The sequence below is a fragment of the Dehalogenimonas sp. NIT-SK1 genome, from assembly GCF_055384165.1.
The window spans coordinates 795252-820000 of sequence record NZ_AP042352.1 but is presented as its reverse complement, the minus strand read 5'-3'; the positions used below and the strand labels follow the sequence as shown (position 1 = coordinate 820000).

Here is a 24749-nt window from a genome sequence, read left to right as displayed (position 1 = left end):
TCAAATCAGTTAAAACGGTTCATGGCGGTTTCCAGGTCATAACCAATAATAGCTTCCAAAGCCTTTACCGCATTAGCAACGGCTTCCGCAGCGACCTGCCTTTCATCCGGACTGAAACCGGATAGAACGTGATCCACCACTCCGGCCAGGGCAACAGTTTCACTTTCAGGACGACCAATACCTATTTTCAGACGAACAAGACGTTTGGTACCCAAAGCTCCGATGATGGACTTGACTCCGTTATGCCCCCCGGCGCTGCCATCACCTCTGATACGAATGCGGCCCAATGGTAAATCAATGTCATCATGAACAATGATTATATCGTCAGAGCTGACTCGGTAGCGGCGCACCAGAGCGGCAACAGCTTCCCCGGACAGATTCATATAGGTTTGGGGTTTGGCCAGAACAATCTTTACGCCTTCAATATAGCCTTCACCAACCCTGGAGCGGCAGCAGCTTTTTTCAAAGTTAATGCCATGCCGCCGCGCCAAAGCCCCGAGCACAGCAAAGCCAACATTATGACGAGTGCCCAAGTATTGGCGGCCAGGATTACCCAGCCCTATTATCAATCGCATTAAAACAACCTCGGCTGCGGTTCATCGGCCTTGCGCAGCATATCCAGCAAATCCGCTTCAGAGATTATTTTTATCTTCAGCTTTTTGGCTTTTTCCACTTTGGAACCAGGTTCTTCGCCGGCTACCAGAAAAGCGGTGTTTTTAGTAACATTGTCCTTTATATGGCCACCAGCGGATCTTATGGCTTCCCAGGACTGAGAGCGCGTCATGGTCTGCAGTTTCCCAGTAACAACAAATTCCCGGCCGCCTAGAGCCTGGTCCGCTTTCGGTTTTTCCTGTGCCATGCCGGGAGTGTTCAGTGCTTTTTTTAATCTGGCCACGATATCCTGATTCTGCGGCTGAGCAAAAAAACCGACGATACTGCCGGCGATTTTTGGGCCGATACCGGGAATTCGGGCTAATTCTTCCTGTCCGGCCTGAGCCAGCTGCTGCAGGCTGCCGAATTGTCGGGCCAGGATGGCCGCGTTCTCTTCGCCTACATGCTGAATACCCAGGGCATATATTACATGGGGCAGCGGCCGAGTGCGGCTTTTTTCAATCGCGGCTATTATATTATCAGCGCTTTTTTCTCCCATACCTTCCCGACTGGTCAATTGCTGTTTTTCAAGCTGGTAAATATCAGCAATATCCCTGACCAGGCCTTCGGCCAAAAAAGATGCCGCCAAACGCTCGCCGATACCGCGGATATCCATACCGGGTTTAGAGACGAAGTGTTCAAGCTTTTCAGCCAGCTGAGCCGGACAAGCCGCGTTGGGGCAATAATACATGGCTTCACCCTGGGCGCGGACTATTTCGGCGCCGCAAATCGGACACCTGGCTACACCGTCATGGCCTTTCAGTTTTTCTCTTATACTGAAAACCGGATAATTTTCGCGGCGGCGTTCCTTTACCGGCCCGATAACCTGGGGAATTACATCTCCGGCGCGCTGGATAACAACCGTATCTCCAACACGGATATCTTTTTTTTGAATATAGTCCTCGTTATGAAGCGAAGCCTGCCGGATTACTACCCCGCCCACATACACAGGCTCCAGGATGGCGTATGGATTAAGAGTTCCGGTACGGCCGACACTGATGCCGATGTCATTCAGTTGCGTCTGTGCCTGATGCGCCGGAAACTTAAAGGCAATGGCCCAACGTGGTTCTCGACCGGCCGAACCCAGGCGCTGCTGTTGTGACAGGCTGTTGACCTTGACGACTATGCCGTCCGCCTCATAGGGCAGGCTGTCGCGCTCCTGAAGCCATTTATCATAGTAGGCCTCAATATCCGCCATATTATCTGCAAGGCGGTTGTGGGGATTAAGTTTGAATCCCAAGCTTTTGATCAATTCCAACGTTCCCCAATGGGTTTCCGGGACATCAGACTTTTCAGCCCAGCCCAGGGCATAAATGAAAATATCCAGCGGCCGGGCGGCGGTCAGTCTGGGGTCCAATTGACGAATTGAACCAGCGGCGGCGTTCCGTGGATTGGCAAAGAGCGGCAATCCCTGTTCCTCCCTGCTCCGATTGAGTTTTTCAAAGCTTTCCCGGGGTAAAAACACTTCGCCGCGCACCTCGAAATTCTTGAGATTACCGTCATTGATACTGAGCGGTATGCTGCGTATGGTACGCAAGTTCTGGGTGACATTCTCACCCTGCAGTCCGTCGCCACGAGTAGCCCCGGTGTCCAATTTTCCGTCTTTGTAAGTCAAAGAAACAGCCAGACCATCCATTTTATGTTCGCAGACAAACTGCAGCTTTTCCTCCGGCAGCAGCTTCATTATCCTTTTGTGCCAGTTTCTCAATTCCTCATGGTTGAAAGCGTTAGCCAGTGACAGCATAGGCTTCCGATGTTCGATAATGCCAAATGCTTTTAATGGTTCAGCCCCGACCCTCTGGGTAGGTGAGTCAGGTTCGACCAGTGATGGAAAATCTGTTTCCAATTGCTGCAGTTCTCTCAGCAACGCGTCGTATTCCGCATCGGAAATCTCAGGAGCATCGAGAACGTAATACCGGTAATTGTGATGATTTATGCGTTCTCTTAATTCGGCGACCCGCTTTTGGGCCTGTAAAATCTGTGTCATGATAGACAATGTTATATCACACATCAGTAGCATGGCAACTAAATAATAAAGAATCAGTAGCCGGTTATTTTAAGGCTTCAACGATTGAGCTTTTTAACGTACCATGATAAGATACACTATAGTTTTCAGGTGTTTTTACAGGGGGGTATCCCCTTTTTTGGTTTATTGCGTGTGACAAAATTAGAAAATGAATTCGTTTCCGCCGGGATAGAACAGCCGTCAGTGCTCACTGTCGGAGTCTTCGACGGAGTCCACCTGGGACATAAGGCTTTAATCGATGAAACGATTCGACAGGCCCAAATCAAGGGATATACCAGCGGGGTGATTACTTTTACCGGTCATCCCAGGCTGGTGCTGGGCAAACACCGTGAGCTGCCTCATCTGACTACACTACCAAAGCGGCTTGAGCTTTTAAGGCAAACAGGGATAAACAAGGTCATAAGCCTTACATTTTCCGAAGAACTGGCAGCTTTATCAGCGGCTGATTTTATCAGCCTGGCAATAAAATACCTTTCAATGAAGGTGCTGGTCATCGGCCCGGATTTCGCCTTGGGAAAAAACCGTGAAGGAAACGCAGACACATTAAAGGCAATCGGAGATGAGATGGGCTTCACTGTTACGGTTGTATCGCCGGAATATAAAAACGGCCAAAAAATCAGCTCCACCCTGATCAGAAAAGCCATGGCAGAGAGCGACATGCAAAAAGTGCACGATTTGCTGGGCCGGTGTTTTACTCTAACTGGTACCGTGGTTCACGGTGAAGGCCGAGGTACCAAACTCGGCATACCAACAGCCAATCTTGAAATCGCGCACGACCAGGCTCTGCCGGCCGACGGAGTCTACGCCGGCTGGGCTGAGATTAAAGACCGGAAGATACCAGCCATCACCAATATAGGCACGCGGCCGACTTTCGGTCCCGGCCAGCGCACCGTTGAAACCCACCTGATTGACTACGGCGGTGACCAATCTCTTTATGGTCAGCAGATGGAAGTTGCTATAATAGAGCAGATACGCCCGGAGCAGAAGTTCAGTTCAGCGGAATCCCTCAAAGTCCGCATCAAAAAGGATATTTCGGAAGCCCGGCGTATATTAGAAAAAGTGGAGTGCTCCTGATGCCTGATATAGATTTCATTCTCAAGCGCGCCGTCAGTGATATTATCTCGGAAGAGGAGTTGCGCAAGTTATTGGCATCAGGCAAAAAACTGCGGCTCAAAGAAGGTTTTGACCCCAGTTCACCGGATATTCATCTTGGCCACATGGTGGGCTTGCGCAAATTGAGGCAGTTTCAGGACTTGGGGCACCAGGTGGTTCTGATCGTTGGGGACTGGACGGCGCAGATCGGCGATCCCAGCGGCGCTTCCGTTACCCGACCTATTCTGACAGCCGAACAGGTTCGTGCCAACGCTGAGACGTACCTGGCCCAGTTTTTTAAAATAGTGGACAAATCCCGGACGGAAGTCAGGTGGCAGAGTGAATGGTTCGGGGAGTTTACCCTGGCTGATGTCATCAAACTCACCAGCCGGTTCACCATAGCCCAGATGCTGGCCCGGGATGATTTTAAAAAGCGTTTTGATTCCAACCGTCCTATTACCATAACTGAATTTCTGTATCCCCTGCTCCAGGCATACGACTCCCTGGCTATCAATGCCGATGTGGAATTCGGGGGCAATGACCAGATGTTTAACCTGCTGGTCGGCCGTGAACTCCAGTCTATGGAAGGACAAACGCCGCAGCAGGTGTTTCTGACCCCCATTCTTACCGGTACCGGCGGAGTCAAAAAGATGTCCAAGAGTCTCAACAACTATATTGGAGTAGCCGAACCGCCCGAGGTGATCTACGGAAAAGTAATGTCCATCGGCGACGACCTGATTCACCAGTATTTTGAGTTGCTTACCGACATTTCCGATACGGAATTACAGCAGATTGAAAACGATATCAACAGCGGCCAAACCAATCCCATGCTGATTAAGAAACGACTGGCCAAAGAAATTTTGGCCCAACTCTACACAAATCAGGAAACTGAAGATGCCGCGGCCCACTTTGAACGGGTGCATCAGCGTCGGGAACTCCCTGAAGAGATAAAAGAACACCGAATATCATTCTCAGAACTTTTCTCAAAAAATGAAGGCCGGATAGACCTGGTGTCTTTGCTGGTGGAAGCGGGGTTGTCCGGCAGCAAAGGGGAAGCCAAACGGCTTATTTCACAGGGCGGCGTATCCATTCAAGGCCGCAAACTGACCGGGGAAAACAACTTCGAACTCGTCAGCGGCAGCGTTATCAAGGCGGGCAAGCGCCGTTTTGCCCGAATCATTAATACCGACAGCTAGACAGTGTTTCTACTTAATACGAACAATTTCTAAAAGAGGAGATTAAAGATGCAGAACTTGAGAATCCCAGGGCCGACTCCCTGTCCCCCGGAAGTACTGACTGCCATGGGACACCAGATGATCAACCACCGCGGTGTTGAATTCGCCGAGGCGCTCAAAGACGTCACCACCAAGATGAAAAAGGTATTCCAGACTGAGAATGACCTTTTCCTGCTGACCGGGTCGGGTACCGGCGGACTGGAAACGGCAGTGGTAAATATGCTCTCACCCGGTGATTCCGTTTTGTCTGTTTCTATCGGCGTTTTTGGTGAACGCTTCGCAAAAATAGCCGAAACCTATGGAGCCGACGTAATACCTTTGAATTTTACTCACGGCCAAGCCGCTGATGTAGCTGAGGTTCGTTCTGCGCTGCAGTCCAATCCTGGTGTTAAAGCGGTGCTGGTTACCCATAACGAAACCTCAACCGGAATCACCAATGACCTGGAATCTATCAGCAAGGTGGTAAAGGACGCAGGCAAGCTATTGCTGGTAGATTGCATCAGTTCACTGGGCTCGGTCAATGTTCCGGTGGATGAATGGGGTATAGACGTGGCTATATCCGGCTCACAAAAAGGCTGGATGGTGCCGCCCGGCATGGCCATGGTAGCCGTATCCGAAGCCGGCTGGCAGGCTTATGCAGAAGCCAAAATGCCCCGGTTTTACTTTGACCTGGGAAAGGCCAGGAAGAGCGCGGAAAAAGGGCAGACACCCTGGACGCCAAACGTATCAGCGGTACTGGCTTTCCGTGTGGCGCTGGATATGATGCTGGAAGAGGGTCTGGACAATATTTTTTCACGCCATCAACGCATGGGAAAATTCACCCGGGATGGTGTAAAATCCCTGGGACTCAACCTCCTGGCGGACGAAAGATATGCTTCTAATACCGTCACCTCGGTCGTGGCTGACCATGGCCTGGATGCCAAAAAGCTCAACAAAATAATGCGTGAGGAATTTGACATTGTTTTGGCCGGCGGCCAAGGCCCGCTGGAAGGTAAAATATTCCGTATCGGCCACCTCGGCATGGTCAGGGAGAGCGATATCCAGGCGGTTTTCGACGCGCTGAAAATAGCCTTGCCCAAAGCCGGGTTTACCGGTTAAACGATTTTACACAGGAAGATGAATCATATCAATTCAAGGAGAAAAGTGTGTCACAGAAAAAGGTATTAGTTGCCGATGCGTTGTCATCAAGCGGTATTGAACGAATCAAGACCGCTGCCCACGTCGATGTCAAAACAGGCTTAAAACCCGAAGAACTGGTCGATATCATCGGGGAATACGACGCCTTGCTGGTCAGATCCCAGACCAAGGTTACCGCTGAAGTTATTAAAGCCGGCAGCAAACTGCAGATTATCGGCCGCGCCGGAGTCGGCGTGGATAATATTGACATCAACGCGGCGACCGAACGGGGTATAATTGTAGTCAACGCGCCAACCGGCAATACCATTTCCGCCGCGGAGCATGCCATAGCGCTGATGCTCTCACTGGCCCGTCACATCCCCCAGGCCAACGTATCGTTAAAAAGCTGTCAATGGAAGCGTTCCAGTTTCATGGGCACTGAATTAAAAGGCAAAACGCTGGGTGTTATCGGCCTGGGCAACATCGGTTCTGAAGTAGCAAAAAGGGCCCGTGGCTTTGAAATGAAAGTTTTGGGATACGACCCTTATCTTACCGAAGAACGGGCTAAAAGTATGCAGGTTGAACTGGCTTCACTGGAAAAAATTTATTCCGAAGCTGACTTCATTACCCTGCATGTGCCATTAACATCACAAACGGAGAACATGATCGGAGCTAAAGAGTTGGCCATGATGAAGCCAACCACCCGCATTATCAATGCAGCCCGCGGTGGCCTTATTGATGAAGAAGCCCTGGTAGCAGCGATCAACAGCAAAAAACTGGCCGGCGCCGCCGTGGATGTCTTTGTTAAAGAACCTTGTACGGAGAGCATTCTTTTCGGAGTTGATAATATCATAGTAACACCCCACCTGGGGGCGTCAACCGCCGAAGCCCAGGACATGGCCACTTCGGACGTAGTAGCCCAGGTTATTGATGTTTTTGCCGGCAGACCGGCGCGGTACGCGGTTAACGCTCCTTACATTCCGGCTGAAAGCCTGCCGGTGATTTCTCCTTATGTCAAAGTAGCCCGCACCCTGGGACGACTGGTGCAGCAGATGGCTGAAGGACAGGTAAAAAACATCAATATCAAATACAGCGGTGAAATCGCCAATTATGAAACACAGGCTCTCAAAGCCACGGTGCTCGGCGCCATACTGGAACAGATCTCGGAGGAACGAGTCAACGTGGTAAACGCCGACATCGTAGCCTGCAAACGCGGCATTTCAATTGCTGAGCAGAATGAACCGGTATGCGACAACTACCAGAGCTTGATTACCGTGGAAGCAGGCACTACCGCCGGGGCTCTTTCAGTAGCAGCTACCTACACCCGGGAGGCCGTTCATGTTGTCAAGGTTAATGAATACTGGATAGATATTTCTCCCGGCGGCTACTTTCTTTTTGCCGAACATACGGACCGTCCCGGCCTTATTGGGGCAGTAGGAAATATAACCGGTAAAGCGGATGTCAATGTCAGTTATATGCATCTTTCCCGGCTCAAACCCCGGGGGCAGGCATTGATGGTACTGGCGCTGGATGAGGCGCTTTCAGCAGCGGAAATGAACACAGTCAGTTCGCTGGATGGTGTTAATTCGGTTAAGCTGGTTAAGCTTTAGGAATGATATGGGCAGCGGCTATACAAGCAATATGAATATTGGCATCCTGGCCCTGCAGGGAGCCTTTGCGGAGCACTCGGCGGCCTTTCAGGCACTTGGGGTTAATGTTGTTCTGGTGAGGCGCATTGAGCAGCTAAAAGGCTTAGCCGGCCTTATTATCCCCGGAGGGGAAAGCACTTCCATGATGAAACTTGCAGTTGCCTACCGTTTTGACCAGGAACTACGAAAAATGGCGGCTTCCGGTTTCCCTATCTGGGGCACCTGTGCCGGAGCTATCCTGCTGGCAAAAGAAGTCGGCAATACCAACCCCAATATGCCCGCCGGACTTGGTCTGATGAATATTAAGATACGCCGGAACGCTTTCGGGCGCCAGGTTGACAGCTTTGAGGATAAGATTAAAATACCGGCCTTGGGAGAGGTATCTTTCCCGGCGGTTTTTATCCGCGCTCCGATAATTGAAAGCGCTGAACCACCGGCTGAAGTACTGGCTCGATTGGGAAACGGCAGTATTGTTGCTGTCCGCCAGGACACTCTTTTAGCTACTACTTTTCACCCGGAGTTGGGCTGTGACGACCGTTTTCACCGTTATTTCGTGAATATAGCTGAAGCCTACCAGGCTTACGCCTAAACGTGGCCTGTCAGGCTTCAGCATAATATTCCTCAGACTCTTTTCACTCCGATTTCTATGGCATACCCTTCCAGCTTGTAGGTGCCGGTGGTGAGTTCATTATCATCAGCCGGCGTACCCTTGGTGAGTTCCCGAGTTAAGGTTTCTCTCTTGATATATCCGGCCCATTGCTCAATTACCTTTTCCACCTTCGGGTCGGCTTGATAGCAGGTAATGATATTGTCTTCAATTTTAAAATCAGCACTTCGCCGCAAACCCTGGATGCGATGAGTAATTTCCCGGACCAGTCCCTCATCAGCCAATTCCGGGGTGAGAATTGGGTCTACGGCAACAGTCAACTGACTTTCTGTTGCCTGCACAACGTTTTCCGGCAGCTCAATGCCTTCGGCCACTAGTTCTACCTGTTTAACATTTAGCTCCTCTATAACGGCATCCAACAGTCCCTGAAGCCCTTTTTGTTCGGATGCCGGCAGACCGGCAACCATGGCTTTGCCCAGCGGCTGACGAACCTTAATCCCGGCTTCCGCTCGTGCCGCTCGACCGATACTGGAAACTTTCATAGCCAGGCGCATGGCCGTTGAAATCTCGGTATCAATACGGACCGCGTCAGCTTGGGGATAATCCGCCAAATGCACGCTGTCCGGTGCGCTGTCATCGGCGGAGACAACCAGATTGCAGTATATGGCCTCAGCCAGGAACGGAGTAAACGGAGCCAATAATTTGGCTGTCTTAACCAGGCATTCATACAACGTGTGGTAGGCGGACAGTTTATCGGCGTCACTTTCTGATTTCCAGAAACGCCTTCTCGAGCGCCGAACATACCAGTTGGATAGGTAGTCAACAAAGGCCTCAATGGCCCGAGCCGCTGAGACCGGGTCATAATTATCCAGGTCTTCGGTTACTTCCGCGATAAGCTGATTCAGTTCGGAAAGAATCCAGCGGTCAAGCTCTGATGCCGGTTTAGAATTTCCATCGGACGGACGGAAATCATCGATATTGGCATAAAGCACGAAAAACGAATATACATTCCACAGAGTCGACATGAATGATCGTGATACTTCCCCAACCAGTTTTTCCGAAAAACGCCTGGCGTTTCCGGCCGGTGAAGCGGTGAACAGGTACCACCTAACGGCATCAGCACCGTATTTCCCGATAACCGCTTCCGGCAAAACCACGTTCTTTTTGGATTTGCTCATTTTTTCGCCTTTGGCGTCGAGTATATGCCCCAGGCAGATGACATTTTTGTAACTTGGTCTTTCAAAAAGCAGGGTGGACAAGGCGTGCAGGCTGTAAAACCAACCCCTGGTCTGGTCAATAGCCTCGCAGATATAGTCCGCCGGAAAACGTCCGTCTTCAAAAATAGCGGAACTGCCGCTTTCAAAGGGGTAATGATATTGAGCCACCGGCATGGCCCCGGAATCAAACCAGCAGTCAATGACATCGGCAACACGCTGCATTTTTCCGCCGCATTCGGAACAATCATAAACAGCTTGGTCAACATAGGGACGGTGGAGGTCGAGCGGGTCGGTTAACCCGGAAAATCCGGATTTATTTTTTAATTCTTCCAAGCCGCCAACGCATTCGGTCTGGGCGCATTCACGGCAGCGCCAGACAGGTACCGGTGTGCCCCAGTACCTTTCACGGGAAAAAGCCCAGTCAACATTGTTTTTTAACCAGTCGCCGAAGCGCCCGTTTTTAATATGGCCGGGATACCAGTTGATTGCCTCGTTGCCCTCTATCAGCGATTCGCGGCACGCGGTAGTACGGATATACCAGCTTTGCTTGGCGAAATACAGCAGTGGTGTAGCACAGCGCCAGCAAAAAGGATAGGTATGATAGATTTGTTCACTCTTGAACATCAGATTTCTTTGTTCAAGATCCTTAATAATCATCGTGTCAGCCTGCTTGACAAACTTACCGGCTCCCGGGTAATTACCGGTCACTTTTCCCTGCAGGTCAACGTGGTGAATAAAATACAGGCCATGCTTCTGGCCGGAACCGTAATCCACCTCGCCGTAAGCCGGTGCGGTATGAACAATCCCGGTACCGTCGTCCATGGAAACATAATCCGCCGCGATTACCGGAAAAAACAATTCCTCTTGAGCGACAGCTTTAAGCTCCCCTTTCTGCAACCGGCTGACCGGCACTCCAAACTCAAATGGATTGTAGAGCGGCCGGTAACGCAGCCCTTCCAAGCTGGCGCCGGATATAGAACCGGCTTTGGTTTCATCCCCCAAGCCGTTGCAGTGGAGCAGAGCCTCAGCCAGTACCAAATACTCTTCACCCAGGTCCAGTACGGCATATTCAGCCGAATCAGATACCGCCAGTGCCGTATTTGCCGGCAGCGTCCAGGGAGTGGTTGTCCATGCCAGCAGGCTGACAGGCTTATCCTGGAACTGCCGCAAATCGCCGGTTATTGATGACGGCTCAACCTGGAATTTCACGTATACGGAGGGGTCTTTGGTATTTTCTTCGTACCCCAAAGCGACCTCATGAGATGACAGAGAGGTGCCGCAACGGGGACAGTGCGGGGTAACTTTATGTCCCTGGTAAACCAATCCCTTGTCCCACAACCGCTTTACCACCCACCATCCGCTTTCTATGTAATCATTGTTCATGGTTACATAGGCATCATCCAGGTCAACCCAGTAACCGATCCGCTCCGTCAGCGTATTCCAGTCATTCACATAACGGAACACCGATTCCCGGCATTTACGGTTAAATTCGGCAATTCCAAACTGTTCTATATCTGTTTTGCTCTTAAAGCCCAGTTCTTTTTCGACTTCCAGCTCTACCGGCAGTCCGTGGGTATCCCATCCGCCTATGCGGGGAGCATAATACCCTTTCATGACTTTATAACGCGGTATTATATCCTTAAATACTCTGGAAAGCACATGGTGTATCCCCGGTTTGCCGTTGGCCGTAGGCGGCCCTTCATATAGAGTGAATCTTTTACCACCCCGGCGATTCTCGATGCTGCGTTTAAAAACATCTTTCCGCGACCATTCCCCTAGGATGTTTTCTTCTAATTCGGGAAAACTGACACGGCTGGATACTGGCTCAAACATTAAACAAACCCCTTATAATAAAAATATCCCGTCCTCTGAGGGACGGGAAAATATAACCCGCGGTACCACCCTGTTTCCTTCACAAAAATGAAGGCTCTCATTTCAGGCACAACCATGCCCTGCCGCTATAACGGTCGGCTCCGTCCCCGGTTACTGGAAAAACACTTCGTTCACCTGGAAGCTCGGGAGTGATTTTCACCAGGTTGTATCCCGTCCGCTCGCACCGTACCGGACTCGCTGTGGCTTAAACCCGGCTACTCCTCTCCGTCATAGCTTTGTTGTAAGATTAGCATAAGACTGACGGAATCGGCAAATCATTTCTTCTCACCAAACATCCTGCTTTATGTCTAGTATTGCCCCGGATGGTCAGGAATCTTCCCGGGGAACCACAACAACCTTGCGTTCTTCTCCCATGCCCACGCTCTGCGTAGTGACTACGGGGTCATTAGCCAGCACCAGGTGAATGATGCGACGCTCAAAGGCGGACATCGGGTCAAGTGAAAAAGGCATCTTTTTGGTACGTACCTGCTCTGCGGTGCGACGGGCCAGTGTTTCCAGGGATTTAAACCGCCGCTGTCGGTAACCATTGACGTCAACCAGAATCGGCAGGTATTCACCTATACGCTGCGCGGCTAAAATCCTTACCAAATATTGAAAATTGGACAGGGTCTGACCGTGCCGCCCGATCAAAAGCCCAAGATCATCACCCAATATGTCAAAAACCAAACCCGATTCGTTTTCGGCTTCTTCGGTAATCATGGCATCAGGCAGATATTCAACATCGGCGTCAAAGTCCATACGCTCAACGATATTGCCAATAATGTCTTTTATCTGGGCTACTGCCTCATCGGCGCACAGCGCGGCTTTGGGTTGCCTGTCCTCTTTTAACCTGGCCAGAATGCAGGCTTCTTCAGCTCCCAATCCAAACAAACCGTTGCTACCTTCGCTTATTACGTCGATCTCTATTTCGTCCTTGCTTGCCTTTAGTTTTTCCAGGGCGCGGCTTGTCGCTTCTTCCACCGTCCGCCCGTATATCTCCAGGTGTTCCATCTACTATCTCCTCGGACTGCTCCACCACGACGTTGGACGCCGGCTTTGCATCAGCTTTTTCGTTTTTCTTGATACGTTTTTTGATATCCCGATCCCGGTCGAAACGCGCCATCAGACCCTCTATCATCGGCTTCAATTCACCCGGACCGGTAGCAAAAAACTGCATGATAACGCGCAATATACTGGAGGTCAGCCAATACAGGGCCAAACCAGCCGGGAAAGTTATGGATATAAAAACGAACATACCCGGCATCATATAAAGCATCATCTTGCTCTGGGCCGCCACTTTGGGATCACTTGAGGAAGGTGTGGTCATTTTCTGCTGAATGAACATGACGCCGCCCACCAGGAAGGCCAACAGATAATCCGGCACCGCAAGGTTAACCCAGAGAAACTGGCTGTCCAAAGGCAATGATTGAAACAGGACCGGCCAGTCATAAAGGCGCCCGGACAGGTTAAGAAAATCTTCCGGAGTTACCGCCAGCACCCGGATAATGGACTGGTAAAGCGCAATCCAGATAGGCATCTGCAAAAGCATCGGCACCAGGCACCCGGAGGCGGAGGCGCCTGACTCTTTCATCAAAGCCATCTGTTCCTGGGCCAGCTTTTGCCTGTCTTTAGCGTACTTTTTCTGCAGCTCCTGAATCTTTGGCTGAAGTTCCTGCATTGCCTTGGCCGCCCGCATCTGCTTCCTGGTAAGGGGGTACATTACGGCAAATATTACTGCAGTCAATACCACCACCGTCAGCCCGAAACTGTTGAACAAGATGCTGGACAGCCAAACCATGACGTTGATCAGCGGATTCAGTATTATAAGGTCCCATATTGCGCCAATATCCACTCAAATACCTCTTCTATTGAACAGTGTGCAGCCATATCTGAGCGCCGGTGACTATGTTTAGAGCGTAAATCGCCTCATTAGTTTGTGAATGAACATAAACTACATCACCGCTGGCAGCCAATGGCGCCCTGACTGTAACCTCAAGTTCGGTTAATATTTCGCTGGTCCCTTCCGCGGGATCAATAATAAAAATGGTGCCGCCCTGGTCAGCAACTACTATTTTTCCGTTCACGGCAACCGGGGTAGAAGATACCGGAGCGTTTAATTCGTATTCAGCCACCAGATTGCCGCTGGACGCTTCAACCGCATAAACTTTATTATCAGTATTAGGAGCATAAATTACGCCGTCATGAACAACTGGCTGCGTCCAGAACCAGCGTTCAGCCTGGAAACTCCATGCCAGTTCACCGGTTTCCTTGTCCAGAGCGTACATGTTCCGGTCCAAAGAACCGACAATAACGTTGTCTTCATATATTACCGCGGTTCCATTGAATACGCCGTCCGCCTCAAACTGCCATATCTGACTTCCGGTTTCAGCATCCAGGGCATAAAACTTACTATCAAAGGAGCCGATATACAATATGCCGTCGTTAATAATCGGGGTAGCCCATATCTTGCGATCGGTTTTAAATTCCCAGGTCCTGGTTCCGGACCCGGCGTCCAGCGCATATATATGTCCATCATCACTCCCGTAGTAAAGCATATCGTTTTCATAAACCAGGCCGCTGACCACCGGGTCGTGCAATTTATTATCAGATGGATGTGTCCATCTAAGAGTGCCGGCGCTGTTGAGCGCGAAAATCCAGCCGCCATAAGTGGCTACATAAATATCATCACCGACCACCAGGGGAGAGTTATAAACTCCCTGGCTTTTTTCCAACTCGGTCTGCCAGTTGAGATTCCCGTTATCCTGGTCTATTGATACCAGCCGCCCGTCGCGGGTGGCGTAGTACAAATCATCCCCGGCTACGGCCACACCGCTCCAGCCAAGCGGCCGTGTTGCTCCCCCAAGACACCCGCTGACCGTTAGTGTTATAACAGTCAGCATTAGGACAACTGTAATTAGTTTTTTAGATAGTGACAACAATTATTCTCCTTCGCACCCCAAGGCTTGTCCGGCACCGGGTCATACCCTCCCTTGTTCAAGGGGTGGCAGCGGGCCAGTCTTTTGCTCCCCAGCCAAATTCCTTTAATAACACCGAATCTGGCAATTGCTTCGTAAGTGTACTGGGAACAGGTAGGCAAAAATCGGCAAGAAGGCGGCGTCGCCTTGGAAATGCTATTCTGATACAGCCTAATCAGCCAGAGTGCCGTCTTTTTCATTTGTTCACCAATCCGGCCCGCCAGGTTAATTTTCGCACGCTCTGAGCCAGTTCTGAAAATGGCGCTGTCCGGGCGGGAAGCCGCGCTATAACTACTATGTCATAACCTTCACCCAGCGGTAGACTGCGCATTATCTCTTTCAATCGCCGTCTTATCAGGTTGCGCATCACGGCACCACCCACTTTTTTACTGGTTATTATGCCGATGCGCGTTCCGCCGATTTCATTGGTTTCTATTTTTAATACCAGGTTTCTATCGGCCCATGTCCGGCCGCGTGCCATAATCCGGCGAAAATCCTGACTCTTTCTTAATCTTCGGCTTTTTTCCATCGCCCCTCCGACTCATGGTCTGCGGGGCTACTGTCATTAAACAACAGTCAGGCGCAGACGTCCTTTGGCCCTACGGGCTTTTAATACGTTGCGCCCGCCACGGGTTGCCATGCGGGCCATGAAACCATGCTCTCGTTTCCGAGGTATTTTTTTGGGTTGGTATGTCCTTTTGGGCACTTTTATTCCTCACACATTAAATCAGAAATTATCTACTCTTGTGCTGGCTTCTCTGCCGAATTTTCAGTCTCGGCTTCGCCCTCGGAGGGCTTTTCGGTTTCAGATTCAGCAGCGGCAACTTCGGCTTCATTCGTCATTGCTTCAGTTTTCTCTTCTGTTTTCGCTTGCCCGGCTTCAACCGGCTGCTCAACTGCCGTTTCAGCAGCCGGCGCGGCTGTCTTCGGAACTCCCGGGCTTACCGTCCAGAACACACCGGATTGCCGGATGTGGTCGGGAACATAAGGCAATAAGGCAATCATGCGCGCCTGCTTGATGGCGTTGGCCAGCGCCCTTTGGTGCTTGGCGCAGGTTCCGCTGCGGCGCCGCGGATTTATCTTGCCTCTTTCGGAAATATAACGGCTCAACCGGGCCGTGTCTTTGTAATCAATGACTATGCTTTTATCGGCGCAAAAGGCACACACTTTGCGCCGCGCCTGAAAACGTCCGCGACCGCCAAAACGCCCGCCCGGTCTTCCCTGCGGCCTTGAACCAAATCCTCGTGATGCTACCAAATTCTTTCTCCTGAATATTAAAATTATACCGTTCCGGTTTTTCTAAAAAGGTAGGTCTTCCGGAGTAATATCGTTACTAGTTTCACCGGGGTTATTATCAGCAGATGCCGCCGGAGGCCGGTCCAGCGAACTTACTGTATTGGCCACTACTTCAGTGCGGTATTGCTTCTGTCCATCCTGGTTTTCCCATGTCCTGGTTTGGAAGCGCCCTTCAACATAAACCAGTCTTCCCTTGGACAGAATCTGATTGCACTGCTCCGCCAGTTTTCTCCAGGCAACTACTCTGAACCACTCTGTTTCTTCTTTGCGCTCCCCGTCCGCTGATTCATACCGGCGGTTGGTAGCCACGCTGAAAGTGGTTACCGGCTGACCATTAGGCGTGAAACGCATCTCGGGGTCATTACCGACATTACCAATAATCATCACTTTATTCAAACTGACCATATAAACTCCTGGATAAGGCTAGGCTGGCTGAGACTGATTACAGCTTAATCGCCATATGCCTTAAAACGTTTTCCGAAAGACGCAGATCGGCGGTAATCTTCCTAACCAAGGAGGATACAGCGGAAAATTTTATCAGCACGTATATCCCTTCGTTCTGAAGATGAATGGGATAAGCCAGTTTTCGCTTGCCCCACTTGTCAACTGCTTCAACTTCACCGTCGCTCTGACTTATCATGTCGGTAACATGTTTTATACTGCCGTCCAGTTTTTCCTGGTCCAGCTCAGCGCGGTAAATGGTAACCAGCTCATAATTCCTGACCGGCTCAGTCCGCGTCCGCAGAAAATCGGTCATCTCACGGGTTTTTTTGTCTTTAACAGCGATGGTAGTTCCCTCCCAAGTTACACTTTGTATAAAAATACCGCGGTATTATAGCATAAGCCCTCTTGTCTAACAACAGCCGACTCTATTCAACTAACTTCCCGGTCAGCGGCGCAGCGGGGCTTCCCTTTTAACAGGCTTCGCGGGGCTGAGAGGAAAGCGTTTTATCGTCCGCAAGGCCTGCCTGTTTGACAGCAGGCCCAATATTACGGTATATTTTCCCGTCGCGCGGCCCCGTGGTGTAGCGGTCTAACATGCCACCCTGTCACGGTGGAGATCGTGGGTTCGAATCCCATCGGGGTCGCCATTTTTTTCTATGTTTTTCCCTGTTTGAACTCAGTCTTTAATATTGCTAATATTCCTTTGGTGCTATCCCAAACATTGGAAAAAGGCGCCGTTGTAACCAAAACGATGTTGTTAAAAGACCTTGCCCTGCTGGAGTTTCCCCGCATCCGCAGTATGATCGCTGATTACTGCTCTTTTGAGCTGAGCAGAGAAAAAGCATCAGCCCTAGATCCATCAACTGATATTTCCCGGATCCATGCCTGGCTAAAGGAGTGCGCTGAAGCCCGGACCTTACTAGAGATGGAACCTGGTTTTTCGATATTCGGTCTATCCGACATAAGCCAAGAGGTTCACAGCACCGAACTTGGCCGTATATTGGAAACTAAAAAACTGGCTGAGATTCGGCGCAGCCTGGGAGTACTCAGACATCTGAAATCCAAATTATCAGAAACCGCCGCGGAAACGCCCCTGTTGACAACCATCGCCGCGGAAATCGGTGATTACCGTCGGCTGGAAAAAAACCTCGAACGCACCATTTCTCCGGAAGGAGAACTTATGTCGGACGCCTCTGACAAGCTGACCGACATACGACGCAAGCTGCGTCATAAAAGATCAGAAATTACCGATAAACTGCAGCATCTGATTGAATCAGAATCATCAAGGCGATTTATCCAGGAACCCATTATCACCGAAAGAGAGGGTCGTTTTTCGATAGCGGTAAAGGCGGAATACAAGGGTGAGATTAAAGGTATCGTTCACGATGTTTCCAACTCCGGGGCTACCGTATTTGTCGAACCCTTCGCCGCGCTTGAATCAGGTAATGAACTCAAAGAACTGGAAATAGCCGAAGGACGGGAAATCGAGCGAATTCTGACCGAGCTTTCTGCTGAAATCGGCCGCGCAAGCAAAAGTATCCTTGCCGGCCTGGAATCGGCGGCGATTATTGACCTGGCATTGGCTAAAGCTCTCTACGCTCGCCGTGCTAAAGCGGTCGAAGCAGTTGTATATCAGCCATCCCCATCTGAACCTGCCGTAATCAAACTGGACAACGCACGGCATCCGCTGCTGGGAGGCACGGCGGTTCCTCTCAGCCTGGAGTTAGGCCGTGATTATTCGATCCTGGTCATTACCGGCCCGAATACCGGCGGAAAAACGGTGGCTCTGAAAACCATCGGGCTGCTTTGCCTTATGGCACAGGCAGGCCTGCCCGTTCCTGCCGAACCAGGGACGACTTTACCGGTCTTCAATGGCATCTATGCCGACATCGGCGATGAACAAAGCGTCCAGGAGGCTTTGTCCACATTCAGCGGACACGTCAGCAACATCGCCCGTATTCTCCACCATATGGGAGAGGGCGACCTGGTTCTGCTCGACGAACTAGGCGCCAGCACCGACCCCCAGGAAGGTTCCGCTCTTGCCCGGGCAATTCTGCTGCGGCTTCATGAAATGAAAGTACTGGGAACGGCGACATCTCATTACGCAGATCTTAAAGCCTTTGCCCACGCCACTGCTGGAATGCAGAATGCTTCCTTTGAATTCGACCCTCAGACGCTTGAACCTACTTATCAACTGACATTGGGTATACCCGGCGGTTCAAATGCCATCGCCACCGCTGCCCGGTTCGGCATGCCCGAGAGCGTCATCAAAGCGGCAAAAAATATGTTGGAAGAAGGATCACGGCAGCTGGAAAAATTACTAAATGAGCTGCAGGCCGAGAAAACACGGTTCGGCGACCTGAATAAACTCCTTGAACGGGAAAAGGCGGACCTTACCCGGCAGAATCAGCGCCTGGCAGAGGAACTAAGGAAAATCAAAGACGAAAAGCAGACCATTATCCGGAATGCCAGAGACAGTATCGTTGAAGAAATGGCTGTATTGCAAAAAGAACTGAAGCAGGCCCATTCCTTACTGAAAAAAGAACGTTCCTTTGAATCATTAGCCATGGCGCGTAAGGTTTCCGAATTGGCCAGGGCGCAACTAAAACACGGTATCTGGCAACAGGAAGCTAAAGACGTAAGCACCGCCGATGACAACATAATAAAAATCGGCGACACGGTATGGCTGAAAGAAGCGGAAATAGAAGCCAGTGTAGTTGACATCAACCAGAAATCAGGACAGATTGAGGTTGCCGCCGGACCCGTTCGCTTCAAACTGGAAAAGAGCGGAGTAGTTAAAATAAACGGTCCAAAAAGCAAAAACACTGAAAAAAGCATCGGCATTCGGTCCGCGGATAAATACATCAGCCTGGAACTTGATCTGCGCGGTAAAAGAGCTGATGACATCGAACCATTGCTGGACGAATATTTGAACAGCGCGACGTCCGCCAATTTAACAGAAGTGCGCATTATTCATGGTTTTGGCACAGGCGTCGTTCGCGACATAGTCCGGGAGCAATCCGCCAGACACCCGCTGGTCGCTTCTTTCCGCAGCGCCCCGTCCGACCAGGGGGGCGACGGTGCGACGGTCTTGCGGCTTAAATAAGCCGCCGGTAAACCGGTGATTATCTTGACAACGAAGCACGTTATGCTACCATAGGTAAATCCATGACTTTGCGTTCGAAAAAACATAAACAACGGAAAATTAGTTTCAGTACAGCTGATGAATGATACGACAGCGGCGTTTGTTCTGACTCCTTATAGCATAGGCTATGCGGTTTCCCTGTTTATTACCGTCAGCGTAATCGCGGTGGCCTGGCGGAAAAGGCACACCGGTCAAGGGCTGGCATTGACCCTGCTAATGACGGCCGCGTCTATCTGGACTCTCTTTGGTCTTCTGGAAGTCTCAGCCACCGCTCAGGAAACTAAAATACTGCTTTCCAAATTAGAGTATATCGGCGGTTTGAGTACGCCGGTTTTTTTCTTAATCTTCGCCGCAGCCTATGCCGGCGCGAAGCGGTGGCTCACCCTTCGCTGTATCACCCTTTTATTTATCATTCCTGTATTCACGCTGGTATTGGCCGCTACCAATGAGTATCATCAGTTAATCTGGACTTCATTCAGCCCCGGACAGGCCGGCTCGAATCTTATCATCTATCACCACGGCCCATGGTTCTGGTTTTCCAACATTGGTTATTCAACTTTCTGTCTTTTGGGAGGCAGTCTGCTGATACTCCGCCAGACACTGCAGACCCACCGGGAGTTCCGTGTTCGGGCGGTACTGATGCTTTCAGGTGTAGCCATACCCTGGCTGGGCGGTCTTATATATGTTTCCGGATTGAATCCTTTACCCGGTTATGATCTGACCCGGGTAGCCTTTGGGTTTTCCGGCATATTTTTCCTGCTGGCCATTTTCGGGCGCCGGCTGCTGGATATCACCCCTATAGCCCGGAATATAGTGATCGATATGATTCCTGACGGCATGCTGGTGTTGGATGAGAACAACCGTATTATTGATATCAACCGTTCGGCGGAGAAACTTACCGGTATTTCTGGAGAACGCCACCTGGGGCAAAGTATTCACAGCCTGACAGCTCTTGCGCCGTGGCTAGACCAGTTGGAAAGCTTTAACGCTACCCCGGTTGAGTTAAAGGGATTTCCAGATGGTGAACGTTACCTGGAAGCTACCGTTACCGATTTAAAAACAGCCGGTGATAAAGGAAACTTCGGTAAAATTGTATTCCTGAGGGATATAACCGACCGTAAAAAGGCCGAAGACGCAACCCGACAGGCAGCGGACCAATGGACTACTACCTTCGATTCCATAAAAGACCCCATCGCCATCATCGACCCGAAACATCGGATTGTCCGGGTAAATCAAAGCTTTAGCCAACTGGTCAGCCAACCTGATACCGAGATTATCGGCCGTCACTGCTTTGAAGTCATTCATGGCACTGATGAACCATTTCCCGAGTGTCCGCATGTACATACAATTGAAAACTGCGTTCAATCCACCGCTGAATTTCTGGAACCGGGACTGAACCGGTTTATTGAAGTTTCCACTTCACCCATTATCAGCGCTGAAGGCGCCTGCGCCGGTTCGGTTCATGTAATCAAGGATATAACAGAAAGAAAACAGGCGGAAATCGCACTTAAGGAAAACGAATCCAGGCTCCGACTGCTGTTCAACAACATGACCGAAGGCGTGGCTTTACACAGACTGGTAACCGACGATGAAGGTGAGCCGATAGATTACCAGATAGTCGATGTTAATCCGATGTTTGAATCCATACTCGACATCAAAAAAGATTCAGTTATCGGCAGGCTGGCCACCGAGGTCTACGGTACCACTGAAGCTCCTTACATCAAGGAATATGCCCGGGTGGCCACGACCGGCCACCCGGAAAACCTTGAAGTATATTTCCCCCCAATGGAGAAATATTTCGACATATCTATCACCCCCTGGGGAGATAAAGGCTTCGCCACCATATTTACCGACATCACTGAGAGCAAACAAATATGGGAAACCAAGTCACACCTGGCGGCGATAGTTGAATTTTCTTCGGACGCGCTTATCGGACGCGACCTTAACGGCATCATTACCAGCTGGAACCAGGCCGCCGAAAAAATGCTGGGCTACACCGCTGCGGAAATGATTGGCCAGACCAACAGTCCTCTTATCCCCCCTGACATGGCCAATGAAACGCCGGAAATTATAAAGGGCATTCTTGAAACAGGCACAGCCAGCCATTGGGAAACCGTTCGCCGGCGCAAAGACGGCAAGTTAATAGATGTTTCCGTCACAATTTCTCCGATAAAAGACACTCAGGGCTCCATTACCGGTTTTTCCACCATTGCCCGCGATATTACCGAAGCCAATCGCTCCAGGGATAACCTCAAACGGGCATTGCGGGAAAAAGAGCTGCTGCTCAAGGAGATCCATCACCGGGTCAAAAACAATATGCAGGTTATCTCCAGCCTGCTGAAGATGCAGAGTCAGTTCGTTGAGGATGAACCAACCAAACTGATGCTGAAAGAAAGCCAGGAACGTATTAAAAGCATGTCGCTGGTATATAACAAGCTTTACCAGTCGCCAGACCTGGCCATGATAAATATCAAAGATTATGTCAATGAACTGGTCAATAATCTGATACACGCTTATGCTATATCCCCCGGAGCGATATCGGCCGAGATAGACGCGGCCGATATTACTTTGGACCTTGACACCGCCATACCGTTAGGCTTGATAATAAACGAACTGGTGACAAACTCTATGAAATACGCATTCCCAGCCGGGCGACGCGGTATCATCCGGGTGGGCTTGGCTGCAGGGGATAAAACGGCGGAATACCGATTGACGGTTAAAGATGACGGTATCGGACTGCCGGATAATTTTGACCCGCAGAACAACCGGTCACTGGGTATGAGGCTGGTTAATGCGTTAGCCAGACATCAACTGGGCGGTACCCTGGAGCACCTTCAAAACAAAGGCACCGAATTTATAATCACATTCAAGAAAGGTTGAGAGCATGACCAAGGCCAGAATACTGGTGGTTGAGGACGAGGCCATCACAGCTCAGGATATTCGGTTGAGTCTGGAAGATATGGATTACGAGGTGGTCGGGACCGCGGCCAACGGCGATGACGCCCTGGTTATGGCGGAAAAGCACAAGCCGGACCTGGCGTTGATGGACATCGTGCTCAAAGGCGCCCATTCCGGAATCGCTACCGCCCTGGAGTTAAAAAACCGTTTTGAAATACCGGTTGTCTATTTAACCGCCTACGCTGACGCGGCAACCCTGGAACAGGCCAAAAAAGCCGAGCCCCTGGGCTATCTCACCAAGCCTTTCAATGAAAATGACCTGCGGGCGGCGGTGGATATCGCTTTGTACAAAGCCCGGATGGAAGCCGAGCGGCGGGAATTATCCCGCAAGCTGCAGGAAGCCCTGGAGAACGTCAAAACTCTTAAAGGCTTGATTCCCATCTGTGCTTCCTGCAAGCACATCAGAAACGACCGGGGATTCTGGCAGACAGTTGAAAACTATATGTCCGAACACGCAGGGGCGGATTTTACGCATTCAATCTGTCCGGATTGCGCCAAAAAACTATATCCGGAATATTATGAACAGATAATTCAAGACACTTCCGAAGACAGTAAAGATTGAAAGCTGTACGGTTATTTTACTTCCTGCTACGGTATATACGCATAGTCAGCGGACCAAAAATCACCACCAACAGAGCACTAGCTGCCAGTACGATTACTATTTCTTCCGCCGCGGCGTTTCCTGACATCAAGCTCCTCACAGCTGTTACCAGGTGGGTAATGGGATTGATGTTCACAAAAGACTCCAGCCATACCGGCATAGTCTGGGGCATAACGAAGACATTACTGGCAAAGGTCAGGGGGAAAAGTATCATCATGCTCACCGCCATCAGAGATTCCGGAGTCCGCATGATCAATCCCAGTGTTATCCAGACCCAGGATAAGCTAAAGGCAAACACAAGAAGTACTGCTATTGACAACAGCACGCCTATAGGGCCGGCTTCGGGCCGAAAACCGAGAGCAACCCCCAGCAAAACCACCACCAGCGAAGCCATGGTATAACGTACAGAATCAGCCAGGAGCGCCCCCATAATCATGGCCGGACTCCATATCGGCAGAGAACGAAAACGGTCAAAAACACCCTTTTTTATATCATTGTTGATTCCAACACCGGTGTATATGGTAATAAGCATAACCGTCATTACCAATATGCCGGGCAATACGAATTGTAAATAATCACCCGGTGAACCAGCCAACGCTCCGCCGAAGAGATAGGTGAACATCAATAAAAATATTATCGGCGATGCGGTCACATCAAAAAGTTGTTCAGGAACGTGCTTAATCTTAAGTATAGCCCGCCAGGTAAAGACCAGTGCCGATGACCAAGGTGACAATGGTTCCGGTCTTTGACCAACAGAAAGGACACTATTGAAGTTTTTACCCCCGGCCGGTAAATAATTGCGGTTTTTCAATTTGCAACCTCAGTGCTCTCATTTTCAGCGGTGTGTCCGGTCAGGGTTAAAAAAACTTCATCCAGGCTGGGCTGTCCAAAGGAAAAACTGCTGACTCCGATATCGGCTTTGGTTAGCTCAAGAATTACCCGCGTCGCATGGCTGGGGTCATTTATACGTACCAGCAATTCTGCCGGGTCGTTATCCGGGTGGACGTCAAAACCCAGAACTTCTCCCAGCAGCTTTTCAGCCATTTGACGCGCTTCAGTTTCTACCAGCCGTAGATGAAGCGCTCCGGAACCAACCCTGGCTTTCAATTCACCACTGGTTCCTTCGGCAATAATACGGCCTCTGTCAATAACAGCGATCCTGTCCGCCAGCTGGTCCGCCTCATCCAGATATTGGGTTGTCAGCAGAATAGTAGTACCCTGGTAAGCCATTGCCCTTACCATATCCCATACCTGATTCCGGTTTCTAGGGTCCAAACCGGTAGTAGGCTCGTCGAGAAACAATAACTCCGGAGTTACTACAATGCTGGCAGCGATATCAATACGGCGACGCATACCTCCGGAATAATTTTTTACCTGCTTACGGGCAGCATCAGCTAAATCAAATGTATCCAGCAATTCTTCAGATCTGGCTTTGGCCCGGGTCCAGCTGAACCCCTGCAGCCTGGACAGCATTAACAGATTTTCGTATCCGGTCAGGTCCTCATCAACTGAGGCTAACTGTCCAGTCAGGCTTACACGGCGGCGGACTTTTTCCGCATCTTTAACCACATCATAGCCCAGGACTGAGGCTCGGCCGGCGTCGGGTTTCAGCAAAGTTGCCAATATGCGGATAGTGGTCGTTTTACCGGCGCCGTTGGGACCTAGAAAGCCGTATATACCTCCGGCGGGAACAGCCAGGCTGACTCCGTCAACGGCACGGGTTTCTCCAAATAATTTCACCAGGCCGTTGGTTTCAACAGCCAAAGGCGCTGAATCAGGTGAGGTTTCTTCTTTCAAGGCGCTTCAGTTTACTGCCCCTCAATGTCATGGTCAAGAAAGCTGCTGAACATGCAGACTTGCTAAGC

General features: G+C 50.5%; 21 protein-coding genes, 1 tRNA gene, 1 pseudogene and 1 other annotated feature. Of the genes and pseudogenes, 9 read left to right on the top strand and 14 right to left on the bottom strand.

Features of this window, described 5'->3' with window-relative positions; translation table 11 throughout:
• Window positions 1-5: 5 nt before the first annotated feature.
• Both pth and ligA read right to left on the bottom strand, forming a co-directional pair.
• Window positions 6-575: an aminoacyl-tRNA hydrolase gene (pth, locus tag ACZ48S_RS04275; RefSeq protein ID WP_464214430.1), complete on the bottom strand. Its 570-nt coding sequence runs from the start codon at window positions 573-575 to the stop codon at window positions 6-8.
• Complete coding sequence (gene ligA, locus ACZ48S_RS04270; protein ID WP_464214548.1) at window positions 575-2629, bottom strand: NAD-dependent DNA ligase LigA; 2055 nt, start codon at window positions 2627-2629, stop codon at window positions 575-577. Before ligA ends, pth begins: the two co-directional genes overlap by 1 nt.
• A gap of 180 nt (window positions 2630-2809) precedes the next feature.
• On the opposite strand from ligA, the gene ACZ48S_RS04265 reads away from it, so the two are divergent.
• The 5 genes from ACZ48S_RS04265 to pdxT are packed head-to-tail and all read left to right on the top strand — an operon-like array spanning window position 2810 to window position 8358.
• Entirely contained in the window at window positions 2810-3751 is a 942-nt protein-coding gene (locus ACZ48S_RS04265) for a bifunctional riboflavin kinase/FAD synthetase (RefSeq protein WP_464214428.1), read from the top strand.
• Window positions 3751-4965, top strand: coding sequence for a tyrosine--tRNA ligase (tyrS, locus tag ACZ48S_RS04260; protein ID WP_464214426.1), 1215 nt, complete (start codon window positions 3751-3753; stop codon window positions 4963-4965). The genes ACZ48S_RS04265 and tyrS overlap by 1 nt, the downstream gene beginning before the upstream one ends.
• 48 nt (window positions 4966-5013) lie before the next feature.
• Complete coding sequence (locus ACZ48S_RS04255) at window positions 5014-6102, top strand: pyridoxal-phosphate-dependent aminotransferase family protein (RefSeq protein ID WP_464214424.1); 1089 nt, start codon at window positions 5014-5016, stop codon at window positions 6100-6102.
• Between the two features lie 47 nt (window positions 6103-6149).
• Window positions 6150-7730 carry a phosphoglycerate dehydrogenase gene (gene serA / locus ACZ48S_RS04250; protein ID WP_464214422.1) on the top strand — a complete coding sequence of 527 codons (1581 nt, stop codon included), beginning with the start codon at window positions 6150-6152 and terminating at the stop codon, window positions 7728-7730.
• A gap of 31 nt (window positions 7731-7761) precedes the next feature.
• Window positions 7762-8358 carry a pyridoxal 5'-phosphate synthase glutaminase subunit PdxT gene (pdxT, locus tag ACZ48S_RS04245; protein WP_464214420.1) on the top strand — a complete coding sequence of 199 codons (597 nt, stop codon included), beginning with the start codon at window positions 7762-7764 and terminating at the stop codon, window positions 8356-8358.
• A gap of 32 nt (window positions 8359-8390) precedes the next feature.
• On the opposite strand, the gene ileS is transcribed toward pdxT, so the two are convergent.
• The 10 genes and pseudogenes from ileS to rpsF form a co-directional block, all read right to left on the bottom strand.
• A complete protein-coding gene (ileS, locus tag ACZ48S_RS04240) occupies window positions 8391-11426 on the bottom strand; it encodes an isoleucine--tRNA ligase (protein WP_464214418.1) in 3036 nt (1011 codons plus the stop codon).
• 35 nt (window positions 11427-11461) lie between these two features.
• Window positions 11462-11706 (bottom strand) — a binding site (T-box leader).
• An 86-nt stretch (window positions 11707-11792) separates the two neighbouring features.
• The gene (gene jag / locus ACZ48S_RS04235; protein ID WP_464214416.1) at window positions 11793-12446 is read right to left on the bottom strand and encodes an RNA-binding cell elongation regulator Jag/EloR; all 654 of its coding nucleotides are present in this window, start codon (window positions 12444-12446) and stop codon (window positions 11793-11795) included.
• A complete protein-coding gene (locus ACZ48S_RS04230; RefSeq protein WP_464214414.1) occupies window positions 12364-13317 on the bottom strand; it encodes a YidC/Oxa1 family membrane protein insertase in 954 nt (317 codons plus the stop codon). Before ACZ48S_RS04230 ends, jag begins: the two co-directional genes overlap by 83 nt.
• 13 nt (window positions 13318-13330) lie before the next feature.
• Window positions 13331-14401 (bottom strand): PQQ-binding-like beta-propeller repeat protein, encoded by a 1071-nt coding sequence (locus tag ACZ48S_RS04225; RefSeq protein ID WP_464214412.1) that lies wholly within the window; start codon window positions 14399-14401, stop codon window positions 13331-13333.
• Window positions 14380-14640 carry a membrane protein insertion efficiency factor YidD gene (gene yidD, locus ACZ48S_RS04220; RefSeq protein ID WP_464214410.1) on the bottom strand — a complete coding sequence of 87 codons (261 nt, stop codon included), beginning with the start codon at window positions 14638-14640 and terminating at the stop codon, window positions 14380-14382. The genes ACZ48S_RS04225 and yidD overlap by 22 nt, the downstream gene beginning before the upstream one ends.
• On the bottom strand, window positions 14637-14969 hold the full coding sequence (rnpA, locus tag ACZ48S_RS04215; protein WP_464214408.1) for a ribonuclease P protein component: 333 nt from the start codon (window positions 14967-14969) through the stop codon (window positions 14637-14639). The genes yidD and rnpA overlap by 4 nt, the downstream gene beginning before the upstream one ends.
• Window positions 14970-15005: 36 nt before the next feature.
• The gene (gene rpmH / locus ACZ48S_RS04210; protein ID WP_464214406.1) at window positions 15006-15146 is read right to left on the bottom strand and encodes a 50S ribosomal protein L34; all 141 of its coding nucleotides are present in this window, start codon (window positions 15144-15146) and stop codon (window positions 15006-15008) included.
• Window positions 15147-15415: 269 nt separating this feature from the next.
• Window positions 15416-15697 (bottom strand): annotated as a pseudogene (rpsR, locus tag ACZ48S_RS04205) (30S ribosomal protein S18); the annotation flags it as partial.
• A gap of 42 nt (window positions 15698-15739) precedes the next feature.
• On the bottom strand, window positions 15740-16141 hold the full coding sequence (locus ACZ48S_RS04200; protein ID WP_464214404.1) for a single-stranded DNA-binding protein: 402 nt from the start codon (window positions 16139-16141) through the stop codon (window positions 15740-15742).
• A 37-nt stretch (window positions 16142-16178) separates the two neighbouring features.
• Window positions 16179-16493, bottom strand: coding sequence for a 30S ribosomal protein S6 (rpsF, locus tag ACZ48S_RS04195; protein WP_464214402.1), 315 nt, complete (start codon window positions 16491-16493; stop codon window positions 16179-16181).
• A 257-nt stretch (window positions 16494-16750) separates the two neighbouring features.
• Here rpsF and ACZ48S_RS04190 point away from each other — a divergent pair.
• From ACZ48S_RS04190 to ACZ48S_RS04175, 4 genes are all read left to right on the top strand, one after another.
• A tRNA-Asp gene (locus tag ACZ48S_RS04190) sits at window positions 16751-16827 on the top strand.
• A complete protein-coding gene (locus ACZ48S_RS04185) occupies window positions 16800-19286 on the top strand; it encodes an endonuclease MutS2 (RefSeq protein WP_464214400.1) in 2487 nt (828 codons plus the stop codon). The genes ACZ48S_RS04190 and ACZ48S_RS04185 overlap by 28 nt, the downstream gene beginning before the upstream one ends.
• A gap of 117 nt (window positions 19287-19403) precedes the next feature.
• Window positions 19404-22205 carry a histidine kinase N-terminal 7TM domain-containing protein gene (locus ACZ48S_RS04180; protein WP_464214398.1) on the top strand — a complete coding sequence of 934 codons (2802 nt, stop codon included), beginning with the start codon at window positions 19404-19406 and terminating at the stop codon, window positions 22203-22205.
• 4 nt (window positions 22206-22209) lie between these two features.
• Window positions 22210-22845, top strand: coding sequence for a response regulator (locus ACZ48S_RS04175; protein WP_464214396.1), 636 nt, complete (start codon window positions 22210-22212; stop codon window positions 22843-22845).
• Between the two features lie 16 nt (window positions 22846-22861).
• Here ACZ48S_RS04175 and ACZ48S_RS04170 read toward each other — a convergent pair whose 3' ends face one another.
• Window positions 22862-23695, bottom strand: a complete 834-nt coding sequence (locus ACZ48S_RS04170) for an ABC transporter permease (RefSeq protein ID WP_464214394.1) — start codon at window positions 23693-23695, stop codon at window positions 22862-22864.
• Window positions 23692-24681: an ATP-binding cassette domain-containing protein gene (locus tag ACZ48S_RS04165; protein WP_464214392.1), complete on the bottom strand. Its 990-nt coding sequence runs from the start codon at window positions 24679-24681 to the stop codon at window positions 23692-23694. The genes ACZ48S_RS04170 and ACZ48S_RS04165 overlap by 4 nt, the downstream gene beginning before the upstream one ends.
• Window positions 24682-24749 lie beyond the last annotated feature (68 nt).

Excerpts from the sequence above, each read along its gene's own strand:
- pdxT (WP_464214420.1), top strand. The coding sequence starts at position 7,762 with ATGAATATTGGCATCCTGGCCCTGCAGGGAGCCTTTGCGGAGCACTCG.
- rpsF (WP_464214402.1), bottom strand. The coding sequence starts at position 16,493 with ATGACCGATTTTCTGCGGACGCGGACTGAGCCGGTCAGGAATTATGAG.
- yidD (WP_464214410.1), bottom strand. The coding sequence starts at position 14,640 with ATGAAAAAGACGGCACTCTGGCTGATTAGGCTGTATCAGAATAGCATT.
- tyrS (WP_464214426.1), top strand. The coding sequence starts at position 3,751 with ATGCCTGATATAGATTTCATTCTCAAGCGCGCCGTCAGTGATATTATC.
- ACZ48S_RS04180 (WP_464214398.1), top strand. The coding sequence starts at position 19,404 with ATGAATGATACGACAGCGGCGTTTGTTCTGACTCCTTATAGCATAGGC.
- ileS (WP_464214418.1), bottom strand. The coding sequence starts at position 11,426 with ATGTTTGAGCCAGTATCCAGCCGTGTCAGTTTTCCCGAATTAGAAGAA.
- pth (WP_464214430.1), bottom strand. The coding sequence starts at position 575 with ATGCGATTGATAATAGGGCTGGGTAATCCTGGCCGCCAATACTTGGGC.
- ACZ48S_RS04175 (WP_464214396.1), top strand. The coding sequence starts at position 22,210 with ATGACCAAGGCCAGAATACTGGTGGTTGAGGACGAGGCCATCACAGCT.
- rnpA (WP_464214408.1), bottom strand. The coding sequence starts at position 14,969 with ATGGAAAAAAGCCGAAGATTAAGAAAGAGTCAGGATTTTCGCCGGATT.
- ACZ48S_RS04200 (WP_464214404.1), bottom strand. The coding sequence starts at position 16,141 with ATGGTCAGTTTGAATAAAGTGATGATTATTGGTAATGTCGGTAATGAC.
- ACZ48S_RS04255 (WP_464214424.1), top strand. The coding sequence starts at position 5,014 with ATGCAGAACTTGAGAATCCCAGGGCCGACTCCCTGTCCCCCGGAAGTA.